The organism is Curtobacterium sp. MCBD17_023 (assembly GCF_003224415.1).
In the GTDB taxonomy this organism is placed as follows: domain Bacteria; phylum Actinomycetota; class Actinomycetes; order Actinomycetales; family Microbacteriaceae; genus Curtobacterium.
Genome location: NZ_QKLJ01000002.1, coordinates 102,000 through 120,281, shown reverse-complemented (window position 1 = coordinate 120,281; position 18,282 = coordinate 102,000). Strand labels below are relative to the sequence as shown.

Sequence of the window (18,282 nt, the reverse complement as noted above, 5' to 3'; positions counted from 1 at the left end):
ACCGACCCATCACGCCAGAGCATCCTGCTTGTGCCACCGGTAACATGACGTGATGGACGAGATCGATCCGCAGCTGCTCCGGGTCCTCCGCGCCGTCGCGGACCACGGTTCGATCACGCGTGCGGCGACCTCCCTGGGCTCGAGCCAACCCGCCGTCAGCCAGCTGCTGACCCGCGCGGAGCAGCGGCTCGGGCACGCGCTCGTCCTCCGTGGCGGCCGCGGTGCCACGCTCACACACGCCGGGCAGGTGCTCGCCGACCACGCCCTGCACGTGCAGGCAGCGTTGACCGCCGCGCGCGAGGACCTGGACGCCGTCGGCGGCCTCACCCGCGGCCGGGTGCGGCTGGCCGGGTTCCCGAGCGCCTCCTCGGGCCTCGTGCCCACGGTGCTCGCGCGGCTGGCGGTGACGGCGCCGGGCGTGCGGACCTCGTACGTCGAGGTCGAACCACCCGAGGCGCTCGACCTGGTGCGCAGTGGCGAGGTCGACGTCGCCCTCACGTTCACCTACGTCGGGGACGAGGTCGGAGCCGTCCCCGACCCCGGGCTCGTCACCCGGGCGCTCGGACGCGACCCGCTCGCGCTGGTGACGCCGGTCGACGCGGGTCGGCCGGGAGGCCCGGACACGGACCGCACCGCCGACGCCGCCGTCGTCGACCTAGCGGCTCGTCGGGACGACCGGTGGATCGGCGGCTGCCCGCGCTGCCGTGGCCACCTGCTCGCCTCGTGCGCGACGGCGGGGTTCACGCCGGACATCGTCCTCGAGACCGACAACGCGGCCGCGGTGGTGGGGCTCGTCGCCGCCGGGCTCGGGGTGGCGCTGCTCCCCCGGCTGGCGCTCGCGACGACGGTCATCCCGGCCGGTGTCGCGATCGACCCCGTGGACGACGACCTGGCCCGACGCATCGAGGTCGTCGTCGCCCGCGGCGCCGAGCGCGTGCCGAGCGTGCGAGCCGCCCTCGACGCCGTGCGGTCGGCGGCACACCTCCTCGCCTGACCGGGCGGTCACACGCACCGGCCTCGGCTGCGCGGGCGGCCTAGGCCGTCGGGGTGTCCACCGCACCGCCGTACCGACGGTCGCGGCGGGCGTACTCCTCGATCGCGCCCCACAGGTCGGAGCGACGGAAGTCGGGCCACAGCCGGTCGAGGAACACCATCTCGGCGTAGGCCGACTGCCAGAGCAGGAAGTTGCTCGTCCGCTGCTCCCCCGAGCTCCGGAGGAAGAGGTCCACGTCGGGCAGCTCGGGGACGTACAGCCGCTTCGCCAGGGTCTTCTCGGTCACCTGGCTCGGCTTGAGGCGTCCGGCGGCGACGTCGTCCGCGATCGAGCGCACGGCGTCGGCGATCTCGTTGCGCCCGCCGTAGTTGACGCACATCGTGAGCGTGAGGACGTCGTTGCCCGCGGTCAGCTCCTCGGCGGTCTGCAGCTCGTCGATGACGCTCCGCCACAGCCTCGGCGTGCGACCCGCCCACCGGACGCGGACGCCCCACTCGTGCAACTGGTCGCGGCGGCGGCGGATGACGTCCCGGTTGAAGCCCATGAGGAACCGGACCTCCTCCGGTGAGCGCTTCCAGTTCTCGGTCGAGAACGCGTACGCCGACACGTGCGAGACGCCGATCTGGATCGCGCCGGCCACCACGTCGAGCAGCGAGGCCTCGCCGGCCTTGTGTCCCTCGATGCGGGTGAGTCCGCGCTGGTTCGCCCACCGGCCGTTGCCGTCCATGACGATCGCGACGTGCTCGGGGACGAAGCGCCCCGGGATGGCGGGCGGCTGCTCGCCCGTCCAGTCGACCGGCAGGAAGGACTCCGGCTCGGCAGCGGGACGGCGAGGGCTCATGCGCGGGTTCCTTCGGGTTCGGGCGGTGCGGGTACGGCGCCGGCGGCGTCGGGGTCCGCCGGGTCGGGCGTCGGCACCGGCGGGGCCGGCACCGCTGCCACCGCCGCCGGGACCCCGCCCGGGTGCGGGGCCAGGGGCGACGGGTGCTCGGTGCGGTCGACGTGCGGCAACGACCGGAGCGATCGTTCCAGGTGCCACTGCGCGTACGCCGCGACCACGCCGGAGGCCCGGGATCTCGTCCGCTCGTCCGTCGCGTCGACGGTCCCCCAGTCACCGGCGAGCAGCGACCCGAGGACGTCGAGCGTCGCGGGGTCCAGGCGCGGTGTGCCGGGAGGCGCGGCCGAGTCCGCCACGACCCCGCCGAGCTGCACGACGAACGCCGAGTGCGGCCCGGGCTCCCCGGTGACGGCACAGTCGCTGAACGACGGCGCCCACCCCGCGATGCTCATCGCGCGGAGCAGGTACGAGTCGAGGGTCGCGCTCGGCTGGTGTTCCCCGCGCGACAGCGACCGCAGGGCACCGACGAGCAGCAGGTACTGCTGGAGCCCGGCGTCCGCCTCGCTCAGTCGGTCGGCGGTCTCGACCATCGCACTCGCCGCCGTGTACGCGCCGTAGTCGGCGACGATGCGGGCGCCGTATGCGCCCAGGGACTCGGCCTGCGTGACGATGTCGAGCGACCGGCCCTCGTAGAACTGGGCGTCGACGACCATGAACGGTTCGAGCCGGGAGCCGAACTTCGACGCGGTGCGCCGGACGCCCTTCGCGACGGCCCGGATCTTGCCGTGCTGCCGGCTGAGCATGGTGACGATGCGGTCGGCCTCACCGAGCTTGTGGGTGCGCAACACGACGCACTCGTCCCGGTACAGCGGCATGTCCCCAGTATCCCCCGCCCGACCGACACGACCTGCCCGTTGGTCGCCGCGGTCGCACGACGCGCCGCGCGCAGATCGCCGAGGTCGCAGGACGTGCCGGCCCGGCACGCTCCGGGCGGCAGGTCGTGCGACTTCGGCGCACGGACGGGACCGGCGGACGGACGGGATGGGCGGACGGACGGGATCGGCGGACGGACGGGAGGCGCAGGGCGGACCCGCACCGCGCCTCCCGTCCGCCGCGGTGCTACGCGGAGACGAGCTCCGGCGCACCGGAGGCCGCACCCGCGCGCACGGCACGATTCACCGCGGACACGATCGCCTTGAGCGACGCGGTGGCGATGTCGGCGTCGATCCCGACGCCCCAGAGCCGGACGCCGTCGACGTCGAGCTCCACGTACGACGCCGCCTTCGCGTCCCCGGAGGCGCTCATCGTGTGCTCGGAGTAGTCGTACAGCGTGACGGCGACGCCCTGCTCCGCCATCACGGAGAGGAAGGCGTCGATCGGACCCGTGCCGACCGCTTCGGACGTGACCGAGCCCTCGTCGACGCGCATCGCGACGGACAGCTTCGTGGTTCCGTCGAAGTCGCTCGAGGTCGCGGTCTTCGTGATCTCGTAGCGGCCCCACTTGTCGTCGTCGACGTGCGCGGGCAGGTACTCGTCGGAGAACAGCTCCCAGATCCGCTCGGACGTGAACTCGCCGCCCTCGGCGTCGGTCCGCCGCTGCACGACCCCGGAGAACTCGATCTGCAGCTTGCGGGGCAGGTCGAGCGCGTGGTCGGTCTTCAGCAGGTACGCGACACCGCCCTTGCCGGACTGCGAGTTCACCCGGATGACGGCCTCGTACGAGCGGCCGATGTCCTTCGGGTCGACCGGCAGGTACGGGACGGCCCAGACGACGTCGTCGACACCGACGCCCTCGGCGGCCGCACGGGCCTCGAGCGCCTCGAGGCCCTTCTTGATCGCGTCCTGGTGCGACCCGCTGAACGCGGTGTAGACGAGGTCGCCCGCCCACGGCTGGCGCTCCGGCACCGGCAGCTGGTTGCAGTACTCGACCGTGCGCTTCACCTGGTCGATGTCCGACAGGTCCACCTCCGGGTCGATGCCCTGGGTGAACAGGTTCATCCCGAGGGCGACCAGGTCGACGTTGCCGGTGCGCTCCCCGTTGCCGAACAGGCAGCCCTCGATGCGGTCGGCACCGGCCATGTAGCCGAGCTCGGCGGCGGCGACGGCGGTGCCGCGGTCGTTGTGCGGGTGCAGCGACAGGATGACGTCCTCGCGGTGGTCGAGGTGGCGCGACATCCACTCGATCGAGTCGGCGTAGACGTTCGGCGTCGCCATCTCGACGGTCGCGGGCAGGTTGACGATGACCTTGCGCTCGGGGGTCGGCTCGAAGACCTCGAGCACGGCGTTGCAGATCTGCACCGCGACCTCGAGCTCGGTGCCCGTGTAGGACTCCGGCGAGTACTCGTAGTAGACCGTCGTGCCGTGCTGCAGCCGAGCCTCCGCCGCCTTGCACATGTGCGCCCCGGCGACGGCGATGTCGATGACGCCCTGTACGTCGGTGCGGAAGACGACCTCGCGCTGCACGATGCTCGTCGAGTTGTACAGGTGCACGATGGCCTGCTTCGCGCCGTCGATCGCCTCGTACGTGCGGTCGATGAGGTGCTCGCGCGCCTGCGTCAGGACCTGGATCGTGACGTCGTCGGGGATGGCGCCCTCATCGATGAGCGACCGGACGAAGTCGAAGTCGGTCTGCGAGGCGCTCGGGAACCCGACCTCGATCTCCTTGTAGCCCATCTGCACGAGCAGGTCGAACATCGCCCGCTTGCGTTCGGCGTCCATCGGATCGATGAGGGCCTGGTTGCCGTCACGCAGGTCGACGGCGCACCAGCGCGGCGCACGGTCGATGCGCTTGGTCGGCCAGGTCCGGTCGGGCAGGTCGACGGTGATCTGCTCGGAGAAGGGGACGTACTTGTGGATCGGCATCCCGGAGGGGCGCTGTGCGTTCTGCATCGGTTCGCTTTCGTCGGTGTGGTTCAGGAGCGGCCACGACGGACTCCGCGACGAGGTGGGCCGGTTGTCAGGCCTCGTCGCGGCGACGAAGGAGGAGGAGGAGTGCCGAGGACATCGGGTTCACGCTAGCACCGGAGGTGGCCGCCGGCGCACTGTGTGACGGCAGGCGCACGGACGGGAGGCCCACCACCGGTCCGGTGGTGGGCCTCCCGTCCGGCACGGCCGAGCCGCCGCTGGCGCGTCGCACCGGACCGACGGCCGCTCAGTCGACCGCGAGCGCCTCCGTCGGTGGCACACGCATCGCGCGTCGCACCGGCGCGACCGTCGCGACGACCGCGAGGACGAGCGCCCCGACCACGACGATCGCGATCGTCAGCGGCGGCAGGACGGGCGTGACGACCGAGCCGAGCACGCCGAGCAGCGTCTGCCCGCCGAGCCACCCGTAGAACGTGCCGAGCACGAGCCCGGTGACGACGGCGGCGACCACCATCTGCACGGCCTCGGTGACGATCATCCGACGGACCTGCACACCGGTCAGTCCGAGCACGCGGAGCAGCCCGAGCTCCCGACGGCGCTGCAGGACGCCGAGCGCGAGGGCGTTGACGACCCCGACGGCGGCGATCACGGCCGAGAACCCGACGATCACGCTCACGACGGCGTTGAGCTGCTCGAAGAAGCTCCGCTGCTCCTCGAGCATCGCGGGCGTCATGCCGTCCACGCCGGACAGGGTCGACTCGGTGACGTGCTGCATGATGCCGAGCGCCACGGCGAAGGTCACGAGCAGCGTGACACCGATGACGAGCCCGATGGTGGCACGGGCGGACCGCGCCGGAGCACGCATGGCGTTGCGTCCGGCGAGCAGGACCACCGGGTCGTGCGCGCCGACCCGGCCGATCGCCTGCAGCACCGGGGGCATGACGATCGTCGCGCCGACGGCGACCCCGGCGAAGGAGACGAACCCGCCGAGCGCCGCCGGCAGGACGGCGAGCGGGGTGACGGCGCTCATCGCGAGCCCGAGGACGGCGAGGAGCGCGCCGCCGGACATGAGGACGATCGCCCAGACCCTGCGGGCGGTGCCGGACCGGACGTCGTCGTGGCTCGGCTCGACGCTCGACGACAGGGCCTCGAGCGGGGTGACCGTGAGCACGCGGCGCGACCCCGCGGCGAAGGCGCCCCAGGTCGCGAGGACCACCGCGACCACCGGCAGGACGAGCTCCCACGGCACGAGGGTGTACGAGCGGTCCGGCAGGAAGCCGTTCCCGCGGAGGACGGTCACGAACACCGCCGACAGCCCCGTGCCGACCAGGGCGCCGACGACCCCGCCGACCAGCCCGACGAGCAGCCCGGTGCGGGTGATGCGGGACCGGATGGACGCCCCCGTGGCGCCGACGAGCCGCTGCAGGGCGATGACGCGGGTCTGCCCGGCGATGAGGGTCGCGCACGTGTTGGCGGTGACGATCGCCCCGACGTACAGGGCGATGCCGAGGAAGAGCCACCCGATCACCGAGAGGATCGCCTTGACGGTGGCGACGTCGTCCAGCGGGCTCATCGCCATCGCCTCGGTGACGATGCCGGGTGCGATGACGAGCGCGGAGCCGAACGTCGTGCCGAGCGCCGCGACGAGGACGGTCGGAGCGAACTGTCGGAGCCCGTTCACGCGGCGGCCTCCATCCCGAGCATCGTGGCGGAGATGTCCGCTGCGGCCATCGCGGGGCGGTCGGCGACGATCCGGCCGTCGGCCAGGAACAGGATCCGGTCCGCGTTCGCCGCCGCCACGGGGTCGTGCGTGACCATCACGACGCTCTGCCCCCAGTCGGCGACCGCACCGCGCAGGATGGCGAGCACGTCACGGCCGGTGCGGGAGTCGAGCGCGCCGGTCGGCTCGTCGGCGACCACGACGGCGGGTCGGGAGGCCAGCGCGCGGGCGATGGCGACGCGCTGCTGCTGCCCGCCGGAGAGCTGGTGGGGTCGGTGCGTGAGACGGTTGCCGAGGCCGAGCATGTCGACGAGGCGGTCGATCCACGCCGACTCCTCGCGGTCCGGCTTGTGGCCGCCGAGCAGGAACGGCAGCCGGATGTTCTCGCTGACGTCGAGCGTCGGCACGAGATTGAAGGACTGGAACACGAAGCCGAGACGGCGACGACGGAGTTCGGTGAGCTCCCGGTCGCCGAGGCCGGTGATGTCCGTGCCGTCGATGGTGATGCGACCGGACGACACCTGGTCGAGTCCGGCGGCGACGTGCATGAGGGTGGACTTGCCGGAGCCGGACGGGCCCATGACGGCCGTGAACTCGCCCGCGCCGATGTCGACGCTGACGTCGTCGAGCGCAGTCACCCGGCGCGAGGCGTCACCGTAGTGCTTGGACACGTGGTCGAGACGGATGATCGGAGCGTGGTTGGTCATGGCTCCACGATCGCGTCCGGGAGGACCGTCCCGCGTCCGTCGCCTGGCTCGCGTCCGTCATCCGCTCGGCTCGGTTCCCCCGTCCGGGTCCGCCTGACGGATGATGTTTCAGTCGCCCTTGGTGACGAGCCCGTACTCGTGGGCGAAGACGACCAGGCGGACGCGGTCCCGCAGTTCGAGCTTCGTCAGGACCCGCGAGATGTGCGTCTTCACGGTCGCCTCGCTGACGTACTCGTGCTTCGCGATCTCGGCGTTGCTGAACCCCCGGGCCGCGAGGTCGAAGATCTCGCGCTCGCGGGGCGTCAGGTCCGCGAAGGCGGGCGGCACGCTCTGCCGCTGCTCTGCCGGGTCCTCGTAGCGACGCAGGAGCTCGCGGGTCGCCGAGGCCGCGAACACCGTCGTGCCCGCGTGCACCGTGCGGATCGCCGCGAGCAGGAACTCGGGGTCGGCGTCCTTCAGCACGAAGCCGCTCGCACCGGCCCGGATGGCCTTCGCGGCGGCTTCGTCGAAGTCGAAGGTGGTGAGGACGAGCACCTTGGCGGACGCACCGCTGTCGACGATCCTGGCCGTGGCGGTGATGCCGTCCATGACCGGCATCCGGACGTCCATGAGCACGACGTCCGGGCGGCTCTGCCGGACGAGTTCCACGCCCTCCGCGCCGTCACCCGCTTCGCCGACGAACTGCAGGTCGGGCTGCGACCCGATGAGCATCCGGATCCCGGTGCGGAAGAGTGCCTGGTCGTCGACGAGGGCGACGCGGATCCGTGCCGGCTCGGTGCTGCTCGTGCTGTCCGCGGTGGTCATCTCGTGCTGCGCTCCTGATCGGTGGACGGGATCGTGGCCCGGGGCATCTGCCCGGTGGCGGGTTGGGCGGGCATCCGGACCTCGACGGCGAAGTCGTCGCCTCGGGGTCCCGCGGTCATGCTCCCGCCGGACATGGTGGCACGCTCGCGCATGCCGACGAGTCCGTGTCCGGTACCGGGTCCCGCTCGGTCGTCCTCGGCGCGGCGGTTCACGACGGCGATCTCGACCGTGTCCGGGCGGTAGGTCAGTCTGGCCCGGACGGGTGCACCGCGCGCGCCGTGCTTGTACGCGTTCGTCAGGCTCTCCTGCACGATGCGGTACACGGCGAGCTGCGTGGTCGTCGGCAGCGCGGACGGGTCGCCCTCGCGCTCGACCTGCACGTCGAGGCCGACCTCCCGCATCTGGCCGACGAGCTGTTCGATGTCGTCGACGTCCGGCGTGGGCGCGGTGCCCTGCTCGTGGCGGAGTGCTCCGAGCAGCTCGCGGACGTCCCCGAGGGCCCGACGTGCGGTCGACCCGATCGTGCCGAGTGCTTCGTCGGCGAGGGACGGGTCGGCGCGCAGGGCGTACCGTGCGCCGTCGGCCTGGGCGATCACCACCGCGAGTGAGTGCGCCACGATGTCGTGCATGTCGCGGGCGATGCGTACCCGTTCCTGCTCGATCGCCACGGCGCGGTCGGCCCGGGCGGCGTCACGCTCGGCGAGCAGCTGCGCCTCCCGGCTCATGCCCGCGGCACGCCGGGCGCGGGCGACGACACCACCGAGCCACGGCAGGAGGAGGACGGCGAGGACGATGACGAGGTACGCCAGCAGCGTCTTCAGCGTCTGGTCCCACGCGTCGGCCTGCGAGGACCCGTAGTCGACCTGCCGGGCCCACTCCTGGGCCGCCGAGTAGACCGCCGCGACCACGCTCCCGAGGACGGCCGACACGAGCCCGGCGACGCGGGTCTTCCGACCGCCGTACGCGCTCGTCGTGTACATGACGCCCGCGATCATGATGTCGAAGAGGTTGCCGCGCTGCGCCGTCACCATCTGGAACACCGCGGTCAGCCACGCGAGCGCGAGCGCCAGACCGGGAGCGGACCGCCGCAGCGCGAGCGCGACGACGAAGCCGCCGATTGCCGCGAGGATGACGACCTGGTCGACCCCGCCGACCGACAGCACGGCGAAGACCCCGCCGGCGAAGAGGGCGATCAGGACGTCGACCACGACCTGGTTGCGGAGCATCGGACGGAACACCTGACCACGGTAGGCGGCGGGATGCGTCGCGCGCGTCCGACGACGGGATGACCCCTGCTCCGCGGTCCGCATCGGCCTGGTCCGGGTCAGAACCCGAGGCGTCCGAGCTGCTTCGGGTCCCGCTGCCACTCCTTGGCGACCTTCACGCGGATGTTGAGGTAGACGTGCCGCCCCAGGAGCCCCTCGATCTCGACGCGGGCACGGGTGCCGACGTCCTTGAGCCGACCGCCCTTGTGACCGATCACGATGGCTTTCTGGCTGTCCCGCTCGACGAACAGGTTCGCGAAGACCCGCAGCGGGCCGTCCGGGTCGTCGTCCGCGTCCGGCTCGACGACGTCCTCGATGACGACCGCGAGCGAGTGCGGGAGTTCGTCCCGCACGCCCTCGAGCGCGGCTTCCCGGATGAGCTCGCCGATGCGCTCCTCGTCGGTCTCCTCGGTCACGGCCTGGTCGTCGTACAGCTGCGGCGACTCCGGCAGCAGCGACACGACCTCGTCGAGGAGGTCCTCGAGCTGCAGGCCCTCGGTGCCCGACGTGGGGATGATCGCGTCCCACTCGCGCAGTCGCGAGACCGCGAGCAGCTGCTCGGCGACCTTCTCCTTGCCGGCACGGTCGATCTTCGTGACGATCGCGACCTTCCGAGCGCGCGGGTACTGGTCGAGGGTGTCGTTGATGAAGCGGTCGCCCGGGCCGATCGGCTCGTTCGCCGGCACGCAGAAGCCGATGACGTCGACGTCGCCGAGCGTCGACTGCACGAGGTCGTTGAGCCGCTCACCGAGCAGCGTGCGCGGCCGGTGCACCCCGGGGGTGTCGACGACGATGACCTGTCCGTTCGGCCGGTGCACGATCCCGCGGATGGCGCGGCGCGTCGTCTGCGGCTTCGAGGACGTGATCGCGACCTTCTGCCCGACCAGGGCGTTCGTCAGCGTGGACTTGCCGACGTTCGGACGGCCGACGAAGGAGACGAACCCCGCACGGTAGGGGGTGGTCGTCTCGGGGGCGGCGTCGGTTCCGGGGTCCGTCATGTGGTTCGTGTTCCCGTCGTGGTGGTGTCGGTGTCGCCGAAGGCCTGCTCGGCCGACGCGAGGTCGGTGGTGCGCTCGGCGAGCACCGTGATGAGGTGGCGCCGCTTGCCCTCGACGCGGTCGGCGGTGAGCACGACGCCGGACACGGTGACGGTGTCCCCCGCGGACGGCAGGTGGCCGAGCTCCTTCGTGAGCAGACCGCCGGCCGTGTCGACGTCGTCGTCGTCGAGCTCGATGCCGAACAGGTCGCCGAGCTCGTCGATCGGGAGCCGCGCCGAGATGCGCCAGCGCCCCGGCTCGACCTCGGCGCGGTCGACCACGGCACGGTCGTACTCGTCCGAGATGTCCCCGACGAGCTCCTCGATGAGGTCCTCCATCGTCACCAGGCCGGCGACCCCGCCGTACTCGTCGACCACGAGCACGAGGTGGTTCTTCGCGAGCTGCATGTGGCGGAGGGTGTCGTCCGCGGGCTTCGACTCCGGCAGGAACTCCGCCGGTCGGAGCATCGTGCGGACCGACCGCGACCCGACCTCGGGCCGTTCGTACAGGGCACGGGCGAGGTCGCGGAGGTACGCCACGCCGAGCACGTCGTCGCTGTCGCGACCGGTCACCGGCATCCGGGACACGCCCGTGGCGAGGAACTGCTCCATGACGGCGGCGACCGTGTCGTGCGCGTCGGCCGTCACCATGTCGGTGCGCGGCACCATCACCTCGCGGACCAGGGTGTCGCTGAACGCGAAGACCGAGTGGATGAGTTCGCGGTCGTCGGCCTCGAGCACGTTGCTCTCCGTGGCCTCGTCGACGAGCGACAGCAGCTGCTCCTCGCTCGAGACACTGGAGGCGCTCCGGACCCGGCCCGGCGTCACCCGGTCGCCGATCGCCACGAGGAGCCCGGCGAGCGGACCGAGCACGATGCGGACACCGCGGACGAGTCCGCCCGTCGCGGCGATGATGCCCTCGGCGTGCGCGCGACCGACACTGCGCGGGCTCGAGCCGACGAGCACGAAGGACACCGCGGTCATGATCGCCGCGGACAGGATCAGCGCGATCCACCACGTGTCGGTCACCCGGACGAGGGCGATCGTCACGAGGACCGCGGCGGCCGTCTCGGCGAGCACGCGGAAGAAGTTGAGGGCGTTGACGTGCGCGCCGGGGTCGTCCGCCAGCGCCTCGACGGCACGGCGGCGCTTGCTCCCGCGGGCGATCTCCTCGAGGTCCGCGCGGGACAGCACGGAGAGCGCGGAGTCGGCGGCCGCGAGCAGTCCACCGAGGACCACCAGCACGAACGCCACCGCGAGCAGACCGGTGACGAGGAGCACTGCGGTCACCGCCCCCGACGCTGGGCGGCGAAACCGCGGAGGATCTCGCCCTGCAGGCCGAACATCTCGGCCTTCTCGTCCGGCTCGGCGTGGTCGAACCCGAGCAGGTGGAGGATGCCGTGGCAGGTGAGCAGGAGGATCTCGTCGAGGGTGGAGTGCCCCGCGGTCCGCGCCTGCTCCTCGGCCACCTGCGGGCAGACGACGATGTCACCGAGGAGCCCGGCCGGCGTCGGCTCGTCCTCGGTGCCGGGACGCAACTCGTCCATCGGGAAGCTCAGGACGTCGGTGGGGCCGGGCTCGTCCATCCACCGGATGTGCAGCTGCTCCATCGCGCCCTCGTCGACGAAGACGATCGCGAGCTCGGCGTCGGCGTGCACGTGCATGGCGTCGAGCGCGAAGGCGGCGAGGCGCTGCACGGTGTCCTCGTCCACCGCGACGCCGGACTCGTTGTTGAGCTCGATGCTCACCGGGTGCCTCCTCGGCGGTCGTCCTGGTGCTCGGAGCGCTTCGCGGCCTGCTCGGCGAGCCGTTCCTCGTCGTGGACCGTGTAGGCGTCGACGATCTTCCCGACCAGGGTGTGGCGGACCACGTCCTCGCTGCCGAGGCGGGCGAAGTGGATGTCCTCGACGTCCCGCAGGATCCGCGTCACGAGACGCAGTCCCGAGACGTTGCCCGGCAGGTCGACCTGCGTGATGTCGCCGGTGATCACCATCTTCGAGCCGAAGCCCAGACGGGTGAGGAACATCTTCATCTGCTCGGGCGTGGTGTTCTGCGCCTCGTCGAGCACCACGAAGGAGTCGTTGAGCGTCCGCCCGCGCATGTAGGCGAGCGGTGCGACCTCCACCGTGCCGGCAGCGAGGAGCTTCGGGACGAGCTCCGGGTCCATCATCTCGTTGAGCGCGTCGTACAGCGGGCGGAGGTACGGGTCGATCTTGTCGGTCAGCGTCCCCGGCAGGAACCCGAGCCGCTCACCGGCCTCGACCGCGGGGCGGGTGAGGATGATCCGGGAGACCTCACGGCGCTGCAGGGCCTGGACGGCCTTCGCCATCGCCAGGTACGTCTTGCCGGTACCGGCCGGCCCGATGCCGAACGTGATGGTGTTCTCGTCGATCGCGTCGACGTACGCCCGCTGCCCGTCCGTCTTCGGACGGACCGACTTGCCGCGGCTCGACACGATCGGCGTGCCGAACACGTCGGACGGGCTGCGGTCCGCGTCGATGATGCGGGCCGAGTTCGGGATGTCCGACTGGCCGATGTCCTGCCCGCGCCGGACCATGCCGACGAGTTCGTCGACGAGCGCACGCGCGCGGGTGACGTCACGCTCCGGACCGGACAGCGAGACCTGGTTGCCGCGCACGAGCACGGTCACGCTCGGGTACTGGCGCTCGACGGTCTTCAGCAGGCGGTCCTGCGGCCCGAGCAACTGCACCATGGCGATGCCATCGACGGTGAGCTCTGAGACGGACACGGGCTCGGAGACGGACTCCGGCTCGGTGGTGGCTGGTTCGTCAGCTGGCAAGGGTGCCTTCCTGCAGGTCTCCTGCGAGTACGTGCGCATGCACGTGGAACACGGTCTGACCGGCGGCTTCGCCGGAGTTGAACACAAGTCGGAACTGACCGCCCGCACGCTCGTCGGCGATGCGCTGGGCGGTCGCCACGACGTGGGCGAGCAGTCCGGGGTCCGCGCTCGCGAGCTCGCTCACGGTCGCGTACTCCTGGGTCTTCGGGACGACGAGCACGTGGACCGGGGCCTTCGGCGCGATGTCCTCGAAGGCGATGATGCGGTCGTCCTCGGCGACGATCGTGGCCGGGATCTCACGCGCGACGATCTTCGTGAAGACGCTGGGCTCGGTGCTGGTCATGGCACCATCGTAGAACGCGCGACCGACGCCATGCCTTCCCGCCGTCCGAGCCGGGTCCGATCAACGCGGTGGCCGCTCACCAGCGTCCGAGCCGTGCCTGCAGCACCGCGAGGGCGGCCGGTCCGGCGGTGGAGGTCCGCAGCACGGTGTCGCCCAGGCGCACCCGGAAGGCGCCGGCCGTCTCGAGCCGTTCGAGTTCGGACGGGTCGATGCCGCCCTCCGGGCCGACGACGAGCGCGATCTCGTCCGTCTCCGCCGGTGGTTCCCAGGTGGCCAACCGGACCGTCGCGGTCGGTTCCAGCAGGACCAGCGTGCGCCGCGCCTCCCGTCCGGGTGCCGCCGGACCGGCTCCTGCCCCTCCGGCGAGCTGCGCCGTGGTCACCGGAGCGAGCACCTGCGGGACCCGTGACCGGATCGCCTGCTTCGACGCCTCCTGCGCGATGGCCGCCCAGCGGGCACGGCCCTTCTCGACCTTCGGGCCGTCCCAGCGCGAGACGCTGCGGGCGGCCGCCCACGGCACGACGCGGTCGACGCCGATCTCGGTCGCGGCCTGCACGGCCATCTCGTCCCGTCCGCCCTTCGCGAGGGCCTGCACGAGGGTCAGCGACGGCCGCGGGGCCTCGTCGACCTCCACCGCCTCGACCGTCAGGACCAGCGAGTCCTTGCCGACCGAGGCCACCGGTCCCGTGACGACCGTGCCCCGGCCGTCCGACAGCCGGAGCTCCTCGCCGACGCGGACCCGCGACACCGTCACCGCGTGCCGGCCCTCGGCGCCGTCGAGCGACACCCGGGCGCCCACGGCGACGTCGTCGAGCGCGTCGACGAGGTAGAGCGAGGCCATCAGAAGTTGAAGAACCGGTCGCGGAGCTTGCCGAACATGCCCTGCTGGAAGCGGGACAGCTGCGGGGCGCCGGCCTTGTGCGTCTTCGCCAACTGTTCGACGAGCTGCCGCTCCTTGTGCGAGAGCTTGGTCGGGGTGACCACGTGCACGCCGACCTTCAGGTCGCCACGGCCCGAGCCGCGCAGCTTCGTGACGCCGCGGTCCTTGATCACCAGGACGTCGGCGCTCTGCACGCCCGGACGGAGTTCGAGCTCCACCGGACCGTCCAGCCCGTCGATGGTCGTCGTGGCGCCGAGGATCGCGTCCGTCATGGGCACCTCGAGCGTGGCGAGGAGGTCGTCGCCGTCGCGGCTGAACACGTCGTGGTGGCGCACCCGGACCTCGAGGTACAGGTCGCCGGCGGGACCACCGGCGGGACCGACCTCGCCCTGGCCGGGCATCTGCAGTCGGAGACCGGTGTCGACGCCGGCGGGGACGTCCACCGGGACCGTCCGACGGGCCCGGACACGGCCCTGGCCCTGGCAGGTCGGGCAGGGGTTCGGGATCACGGTGCCGTAGCCGCGGCAGGTGCCGCAGGGGGCGCTCGTCACGACGTTGCCGAGGAGCGAGCGGACCTGGCGCTGGATGTGTCCGGAGCCGCCGCAGATGTCACACGTCTGCGGACTCGTCCCGGGCGCGCAGCACGAGCCACCGCACGTGTCGCAGAGGACCGCCGTGTCGACCTCGAGGTCCTTGTGGGTGCCGAAGACGACCTCGTCGAGGTCGACCTCCAGCCGGAGCAGGGCGTCGCCGCCGCGCTCGGCACGACTGCGTGGACCGGTCCCCCGGCCGCCACCGCCGCCGCCGCCCCCGAAGAAGGCGTCGAAGATGTCGCTGAAGCCGGCGCCCCCACCGCCGAAGGGGCTGTCCTGCCCACCGGCGTCGTAGCGACGACGCTGTTCCGGGTCGCTCAGGACGTCGTACGCGTGCGTGACGTCCTTGAAGCGCTCTGCCGCGTCGGGGCTCGGGTTCACGTCGGGGTGGAGTTCCCGCGCGAGCCGCCGGTACGCCTTCTTGATGTCGGCATCGGAGGCGTCGCGCGGGACGCCGAGGACGTCGTAGTGGTCTGCCAAGTGTTCCTCAGGGGGTGCGTGGGTGGGCGGGGGTGGTGACGGACGCGGCGGTCAGTTCTCGCCGAGCAGCCGCGACAGGTAGCGGGCGACCGCTCGGACAGCGGCCATGTTCGTGCCGTAGTCCATCCTGGTCGGACCGAGGACGCCGAGTCTGGCGATCTCGCCGCGCGCGGCGAGGTAGCCGCCCGCGACGATGCTCGTCGCGTCGAGACCGTACTCCGCGTTCTCGGCACCGATGCTCGCCGCGACCGCGATGTCGTCGACCTGCATCTCCCCGAACAAGCGGAGCAGGGTGACCTGTTCCTCGATGGCCTCGAGCACCGGGAAGAGTCCGCCGGAGAAGTCCTGTTCGCTCTTGGCCAGGTTCGCCGCGCCGGCCATCAGCAGGCGGTCCTGACGGTTCGCCGCGACCTGCTCGACCAGGCTCGCCACGACCACACCGGCGAGCGGCTGGACCTCCGGACGGAGCTGACCGGGGATGGCGCGGAGCGCGTGCGGTGCATCCTGCAGCGGCAGGCCCACCGTGGCGCCGTTCACGACGGACCGCACCTCGGTCAGGGCGGACTCGTCGAACGGGACGTCGGTCTCGATCACGCGCTGCTCGACCCGGGCGGTGTCGGTGATGAGGACCACCATGAGCCGGGTGTCGGCGAGACGGACCAGTTCGACGTGCTGCACGCGGGCGTGACCCATCGTGGGGTACTGCACGAGCGCGACCTGGTTCGTCAACTGGCTCAGCAGCCGGACCGTCCGGGTGAGGACGTCGTCGAGGTCGTTCGACGCACCGAGGAAGGTCTCGATCGCCTGGCGCTGGGCACCCGAGAGCGGTCGTGCGGCCGCGAGGTGGTCGACGAACACCCGGTAGCCCTTGTCGGTGGGCACCCGCCCAGACGAGGTGTGCGGCGCGATGATGAGCTGCTCGTCCTCGAGCTGCGCCATGTCGTTCCGGATCGTGGCCGCGCTCACGCCGAACGCGTGCCGCTCGACGATCGTCTTCGAGCCGACGGGCTCGCGGGAGGCGACGTAGTCGCGCACGATGGCCTTGAGGACCTCGAGACTGCGTTCGCTGACCATCGGTTCCCCTTCCGCTCGTGCTGACCTGCGACCGGCTGGCACTCTCACCGGTCGAGTGCTGATCTTACGCCTGACCGCCGACGTCGCGGGACTTCTGCACAGGTGGCTCGGTACGCTGCGGGCATGAGCTACGGACAGGAGCCCGGCGGCCCCGAGCAGCACCGGGACGGCAAGCCCGACGGACGGCAGTACCCCGGTGGCCAGTACCCGGGTGGTCAGCAGCCCGGCAACGGTCAGCAGTACGGCGGGTGGGAGCGCCCCGGGCAGCAGTATCCGGCCGGGTACCAGCCGCCGCAGCCGATGACCCCCGAGGACCAGCGCCTCTGGGCGACCCTGACGCACGTCGGCGGCATCTTCTTCAACATCCTGGTCCCGCTCGTCGCCTACCTCGTGCTGCGGGACCGCGGACAGTTCGTCCGCGAGCACACCCGGGTGGCACTGAACTTCCACATCACGATGGCCATCGCCTACTTCGCCGGCGGCCTGACGTCCGTGCTCGGCATCGGGTTCCTCGTCATCGCGGCCGCCGCGATCGTGTCGATCGTGTTCGGCATCATGGCCGCCATCGCTGCGAACCAGGGCCAGTTCTACAAGTACCCGCTCTCGATCGAGTTCATCAAGCCCTGACCTCGTCCGGGAGCTAGTCGAGCAGGTCGCGCACGACGGCGTCCGCCAGCAGGCGGCCCTGCAACGTCAGCTCCAGGGAGCCGCCGAGGGCAGCCCGACCGTCCACGAGCCCACGTGCGATGAGCCCGGCGACGCGGCTCCGGGCCTCCTGGCGGAGTTCGTCGATGCGCAGCTCACCGCGCACCCGCGCGGCGAGCAGCACGCGCTCCACGTACCGTGTCTCGGCGTCCAACGTCTCGCGACCGGCCGCCGGCGACACGTCCTGCAGCACCCGGTTCGCGTACGCGGCCGGGTGCTTGACGTTCCACCAGCGCGTCCCGGCGACCGCCGAGTGCGCACCGGGGCCGACGCCCCACCAGTCGTGGCCCTTCCAGTAGGACAGGTTGTGGCGGCTCGCGTGCTGCGGGCCGCGCGCCCAGTTCGAGACCTCGTACCAGTCGTACCCGGCGTCCCGGAGCACCCGGTCGGCGAGCTCGTACATGTCCGCGGCGAGGTCGTCGTCCGGTGCGGGGAGTTCCCCCCGCGAGACCGCGCGACCCATCGCGGTGCCGTCCTCGACGATGAGCGAGTACGCCGAGACGTGGTCCGGCGCGCAGGCGATCGCGGCGTCGAGCGACGTCCGCCAGTCGTCGAGGGACTCCCCCGGCGTCGAGTAGATGAGGTCGAGGCTGACGTCGAGACCCTGCTGCTTCGCGAGGTCGACGACGACCGGCACCCGCTCGGGGTCGTGCGTGCGGTCGAGGGTCGCGAGCACGTGCGGGACCGCGGACTGCATGCCGTAGCTCATCCGCGTGAAGCCCGCCCGCTGCAGGGTGGCGATCGAGTCGGCGTCGACGGAGTCCGGGTTCGCCTCGGTCGTGACCTCGGCCCCGGGGACGATGCCCCACGTGTCCTCGATCGCCCTGAGGATCATCGCCAGGTCGGACGCCGGCAGCATCGTCGGGGTGCCACCGCCGAAGAAGACCGTCGAGACCGGGCGGCGCGGGACGCCGGAGCGCTCGAGCACCTGGTCGGCGAAGGCGATCTCCCGCAGCGCGTGCCCGGCGTAGTCGTCACGCCGCACCCCGCGGAGCTCGGACGCGGTGTACGTGTTGAAGTCGCAGTACCCGCAGCGCACCCGGCAGAACGGCACGTGGACGTAGACGCCGAAGGGGACCTCGCCGGTCCCGGGGGCCGGTTCGACCAGTCCGTCCGCGGGAGCGGGGTCGGCGATCGGGAGAGCACTCGGCATGGGGTCCATTCTCCGTCATCATGGA

Annotated in this window: 18 protein-coding genes; 2 read left to right on the top strand and 16 right to left on the bottom strand. The window is 71.8% G+C overall.

What is annotated here, in order from left to right:
• Positions 1-52 precede the first annotated feature (52 nt).
• Positions 53-994 (top strand): LysR substrate-binding domain-containing protein, encoded by a 942-nt coding sequence (locus DEI84_RS03130; RefSeq protein WP_110889644.1) that lies wholly within the window; start codon positions 53-55, stop codon positions 992-994.
• Positions 995-1,034: 40 nt separating this feature from the next.
• Here DEI84_RS03130 and DEI84_RS03125 read toward each other — a convergent pair whose 3' ends face one another.
• The 15 genes from DEI84_RS03125 to hrcA all read right to left on the bottom strand — a co-directional run bounded on the left by DEI84_RS03125 (position 1,035) and on the right by hrcA (position 16,399).
• Entirely contained in the window at positions 1,035-1,835 is an 801-nt protein-coding gene (locus tag DEI84_RS03125; RefSeq protein WP_110889643.1) for an isoprenyl transferase, read from the bottom strand.
• Positions 1,832-2,707 carry a DNA repair protein RecO gene (gene recO, locus DEI84_RS03120; protein ID WP_110825321.1) on the bottom strand — a complete coding sequence of 292 codons (876 nt, stop codon included), beginning with the start codon at positions 2,705-2,707 and terminating at the stop codon, positions 1,832-1,834. Before recO ends, DEI84_RS03125 begins: the two co-directional genes overlap by 4 nt.
• Before the next feature lie 244 nt (positions 2,708-2,951).
• Positions 2,952-4,721 (bottom strand): 2-isopropylmalate synthase, encoded by a 1,770-nt coding sequence (gene leuA / locus DEI84_RS03115; protein WP_110889642.1) that lies wholly within the window; start codon positions 4,719-4,721, stop codon positions 2,952-2,954.
• A gap of 262 nt (positions 4,722-4,983) precedes the next feature.
• Positions 4,984-6,378: an ABC transporter permease gene (locus DEI84_RS03110; RefSeq protein ID WP_110889641.1), complete on the bottom strand. Its 1,395-nt coding sequence runs from the start codon at positions 6,376-6,378 to the stop codon at positions 4,984-4,986.
• Positions 6,375-7,124, bottom strand: coding sequence for an ABC transporter ATP-binding protein (locus DEI84_RS03105; RefSeq protein WP_110825318.1), 750 nt, complete (start codon positions 7,122-7,124; stop codon positions 6,375-6,377). The genes DEI84_RS03110 and DEI84_RS03105 overlap by 4 nt, the downstream gene beginning before the upstream one ends.
• Before the next feature lie 108 nt (positions 7,125-7,232).
• A complete protein-coding gene (locus tag DEI84_RS03100; protein ID WP_110889640.1) occupies positions 7,233-7,928 on the bottom strand; it encodes a response regulator transcription factor in 696 nt (231 codons plus the stop codon).
• Positions 7,925-9,166, bottom strand: a complete 1,242-nt coding sequence (locus DEI84_RS03095) for a sensor histidine kinase (protein ID WP_110889864.1) — start codon at positions 9,164-9,166, stop codon at positions 7,925-7,927. The genes DEI84_RS03100 and DEI84_RS03095 overlap by 4 nt, the downstream gene beginning before the upstream one ends.
• A gap of 86 nt (positions 9,167-9,252) precedes the next feature.
• The gene (gene era / locus DEI84_RS03090) at positions 9,253-10,191 is read right to left on the bottom strand and encodes a GTPase Era (RefSeq protein ID WP_110825316.1); all 939 of its coding nucleotides are present in this window, start codon (positions 10,189-10,191) and stop codon (positions 9,253-9,255) included.
• Positions 10,188-11,510, bottom strand: a complete 1,323-nt coding sequence (locus DEI84_RS03085; protein WP_110889863.1) for a hemolysin family protein — start codon at positions 11,508-11,510, stop codon at positions 10,188-10,190. The genes era and DEI84_RS03085 overlap by 4 nt, the downstream gene beginning before the upstream one ends.
• Positions 11,511-11,515: 5 nt before the next feature.
• Positions 11,516-11,977 carry an rRNA maturation RNase YbeY gene (gene ybeY / locus DEI84_RS03080; RefSeq protein WP_110825315.1) on the bottom strand — a complete coding sequence of 154 codons (462 nt, stop codon included), beginning with the start codon at positions 11,975-11,977 and terminating at the stop codon, positions 11,516-11,518.
• Positions 11,974-13,068: a PhoH family protein gene (locus DEI84_RS03075; protein WP_110825314.1), complete on the bottom strand. Its 1,095-nt coding sequence runs from the start codon at positions 13,066-13,068 to the stop codon at positions 11,974-11,976. The genes ybeY and DEI84_RS03075 overlap by 4 nt, the downstream gene beginning before the upstream one ends.
• Entirely contained in the window at positions 13,019-13,372 is a 354-nt protein-coding gene (locus DEI84_RS03070) for a histidine triad nucleotide-binding protein (RefSeq protein WP_110889639.1), read from the bottom strand. Before DEI84_RS03070 ends, DEI84_RS03075 begins: the two co-directional genes overlap by 50 nt.
• 76 nt (positions 13,373-13,448) lie before the next feature.
• The gene (locus DEI84_RS03065; protein WP_110889638.1) at positions 13,449-14,213 is read right to left on the bottom strand and encodes a 16S rRNA (uracil(1498)-N(3))-methyltransferase; all 765 of its coding nucleotides are present in this window, start codon (positions 14,211-14,213) and stop codon (positions 13,449-13,451) included.
• On the bottom strand, positions 14,213-15,325 hold the full coding sequence (gene dnaJ / locus DEI84_RS03060) for a molecular chaperone DnaJ (protein WP_110825311.1): 1,113 nt from the start codon (positions 15,323-15,325) through the stop codon (positions 14,213-14,215). Before dnaJ ends, DEI84_RS03065 begins: the two co-directional genes overlap by 1 nt.
• A 51-nt stretch (positions 15,326-15,376) precedes the next feature.
• On the bottom strand, positions 15,377-16,399 hold the full coding sequence (hrcA, locus tag DEI84_RS03055; RefSeq protein ID WP_110825310.1) for a heat-inducible transcriptional repressor HrcA: 1,023 nt from the start codon (positions 16,397-16,399) through the stop codon (positions 15,377-15,379).
• A 123-nt stretch (positions 16,400-16,522) separates the two neighbouring features.
• Here hrcA and DEI84_RS15905 point away from each other — a divergent pair, with 123 nt between their 5' ends.
• Positions 16,523-17,026 carry a DUF4870 domain-containing protein gene (locus DEI84_RS15905; RefSeq protein ID WP_258371683.1) on the top strand — a complete coding sequence of 168 codons (504 nt, stop codon included), beginning with the start codon at positions 16,523-16,525 and terminating at the stop codon, positions 17,024-17,026.
• Positions 17,027-17,039: 13 nt separating this feature from the next.
• On the opposite strand, the gene hemW is transcribed toward DEI84_RS15905, so the two are convergent.
• The gene (gene hemW, locus DEI84_RS03045) at positions 17,040-18,257 is read right to left on the bottom strand and encodes a radical SAM family heme chaperone HemW (protein ID WP_110889637.1); all 1,218 of its coding nucleotides are present in this window, start codon (positions 18,255-18,257) and stop codon (positions 17,040-17,042) included.
• Positions 18,258-18,282: the final 25 nt, after the last annotated feature.

Excerpts from the sequence above, each read along its gene's own strand:
- DEI84_RS03070 (WP_110889639.1), bottom strand. The coding sequence starts at position 13,372 with ATGACCAGCACCGAGCCCAGCGTCTTCACGAAGATCGTCGCGCGTGAG.
- recO (WP_110825321.1), bottom strand. The coding sequence starts at position 2,707 with ATGCCGCTGTACCGGGACGAGTGCGTCGTGTTGCGCACCCACAAGCTC.
- DEI84_RS03075 (WP_110825314.1), bottom strand. The coding sequence starts at position 13,068 with ATGCGCACGTACTCGCAGGAGACCTGCAGGAAGGCACCCTTGCCAGCT.
- hemW (WP_110889637.1), bottom strand. The coding sequence starts at position 18,257 with ATGCCGAGTGCTCTCCCGATCGCCGACCCCGCTCCCGCGGACGGACTG.
- hrcA (WP_110825310.1), bottom strand. The coding sequence starts at position 16,399 with ATGGTCAGCGAACGCAGTCTCGAGGTCCTCAAGGCCATCGTGCGCGAC.
- leuA (WP_110889642.1), bottom strand. The coding sequence starts at position 4,721 with ATGCAGAACGCACAGCGCCCCTCCGGGATGCCGATCCACAAGTACGTC.
- DEI84_RS03125 (WP_110889643.1), bottom strand. The coding sequence starts at position 1,835 with ATGAGCCCTCGCCGTCCCGCTGCCGAGCCGGAGTCCTTCCTGCCGGTC.
- DEI84_RS03130 (WP_110889644.1), top strand. The coding sequence starts at position 53 with ATGGACGAGATCGATCCGCAGCTGCTCCGGGTCCTCCGCGCCGTCGCG.
- DEI84_RS15905 (WP_258371683.1), top strand. The coding sequence starts at position 16,523 with ATGAGCTACGGACAGGAGCCCGGCGGCCCCGAGCAGCACCGGGACGGC.
- era (WP_110825316.1), bottom strand. The coding sequence starts at position 10,191 with ATGACGGACCCCGGAACCGACGCCGCCCCCGAGACGACCACCCCCTAC.
- DEI84_RS03100 (WP_110889640.1), bottom strand. The coding sequence starts at position 7,928 with ATGACCACCGCGGACAGCACGAGCAGCACCGAGCCGGCACGGATCCGC.
- DEI84_RS03105 (WP_110825318.1), bottom strand. The coding sequence starts at position 7,124 with ATGACCAACCACGCTCCGATCATCCGTCTCGACCACGTGTCCAAGCAC.
- DEI84_RS03065 (WP_110889638.1), bottom strand. The coding sequence starts at position 14,213 with ATGGCCTCGCTCTACCTCGTCGACGCGCTCGACGACGTCGCCGTGGGC.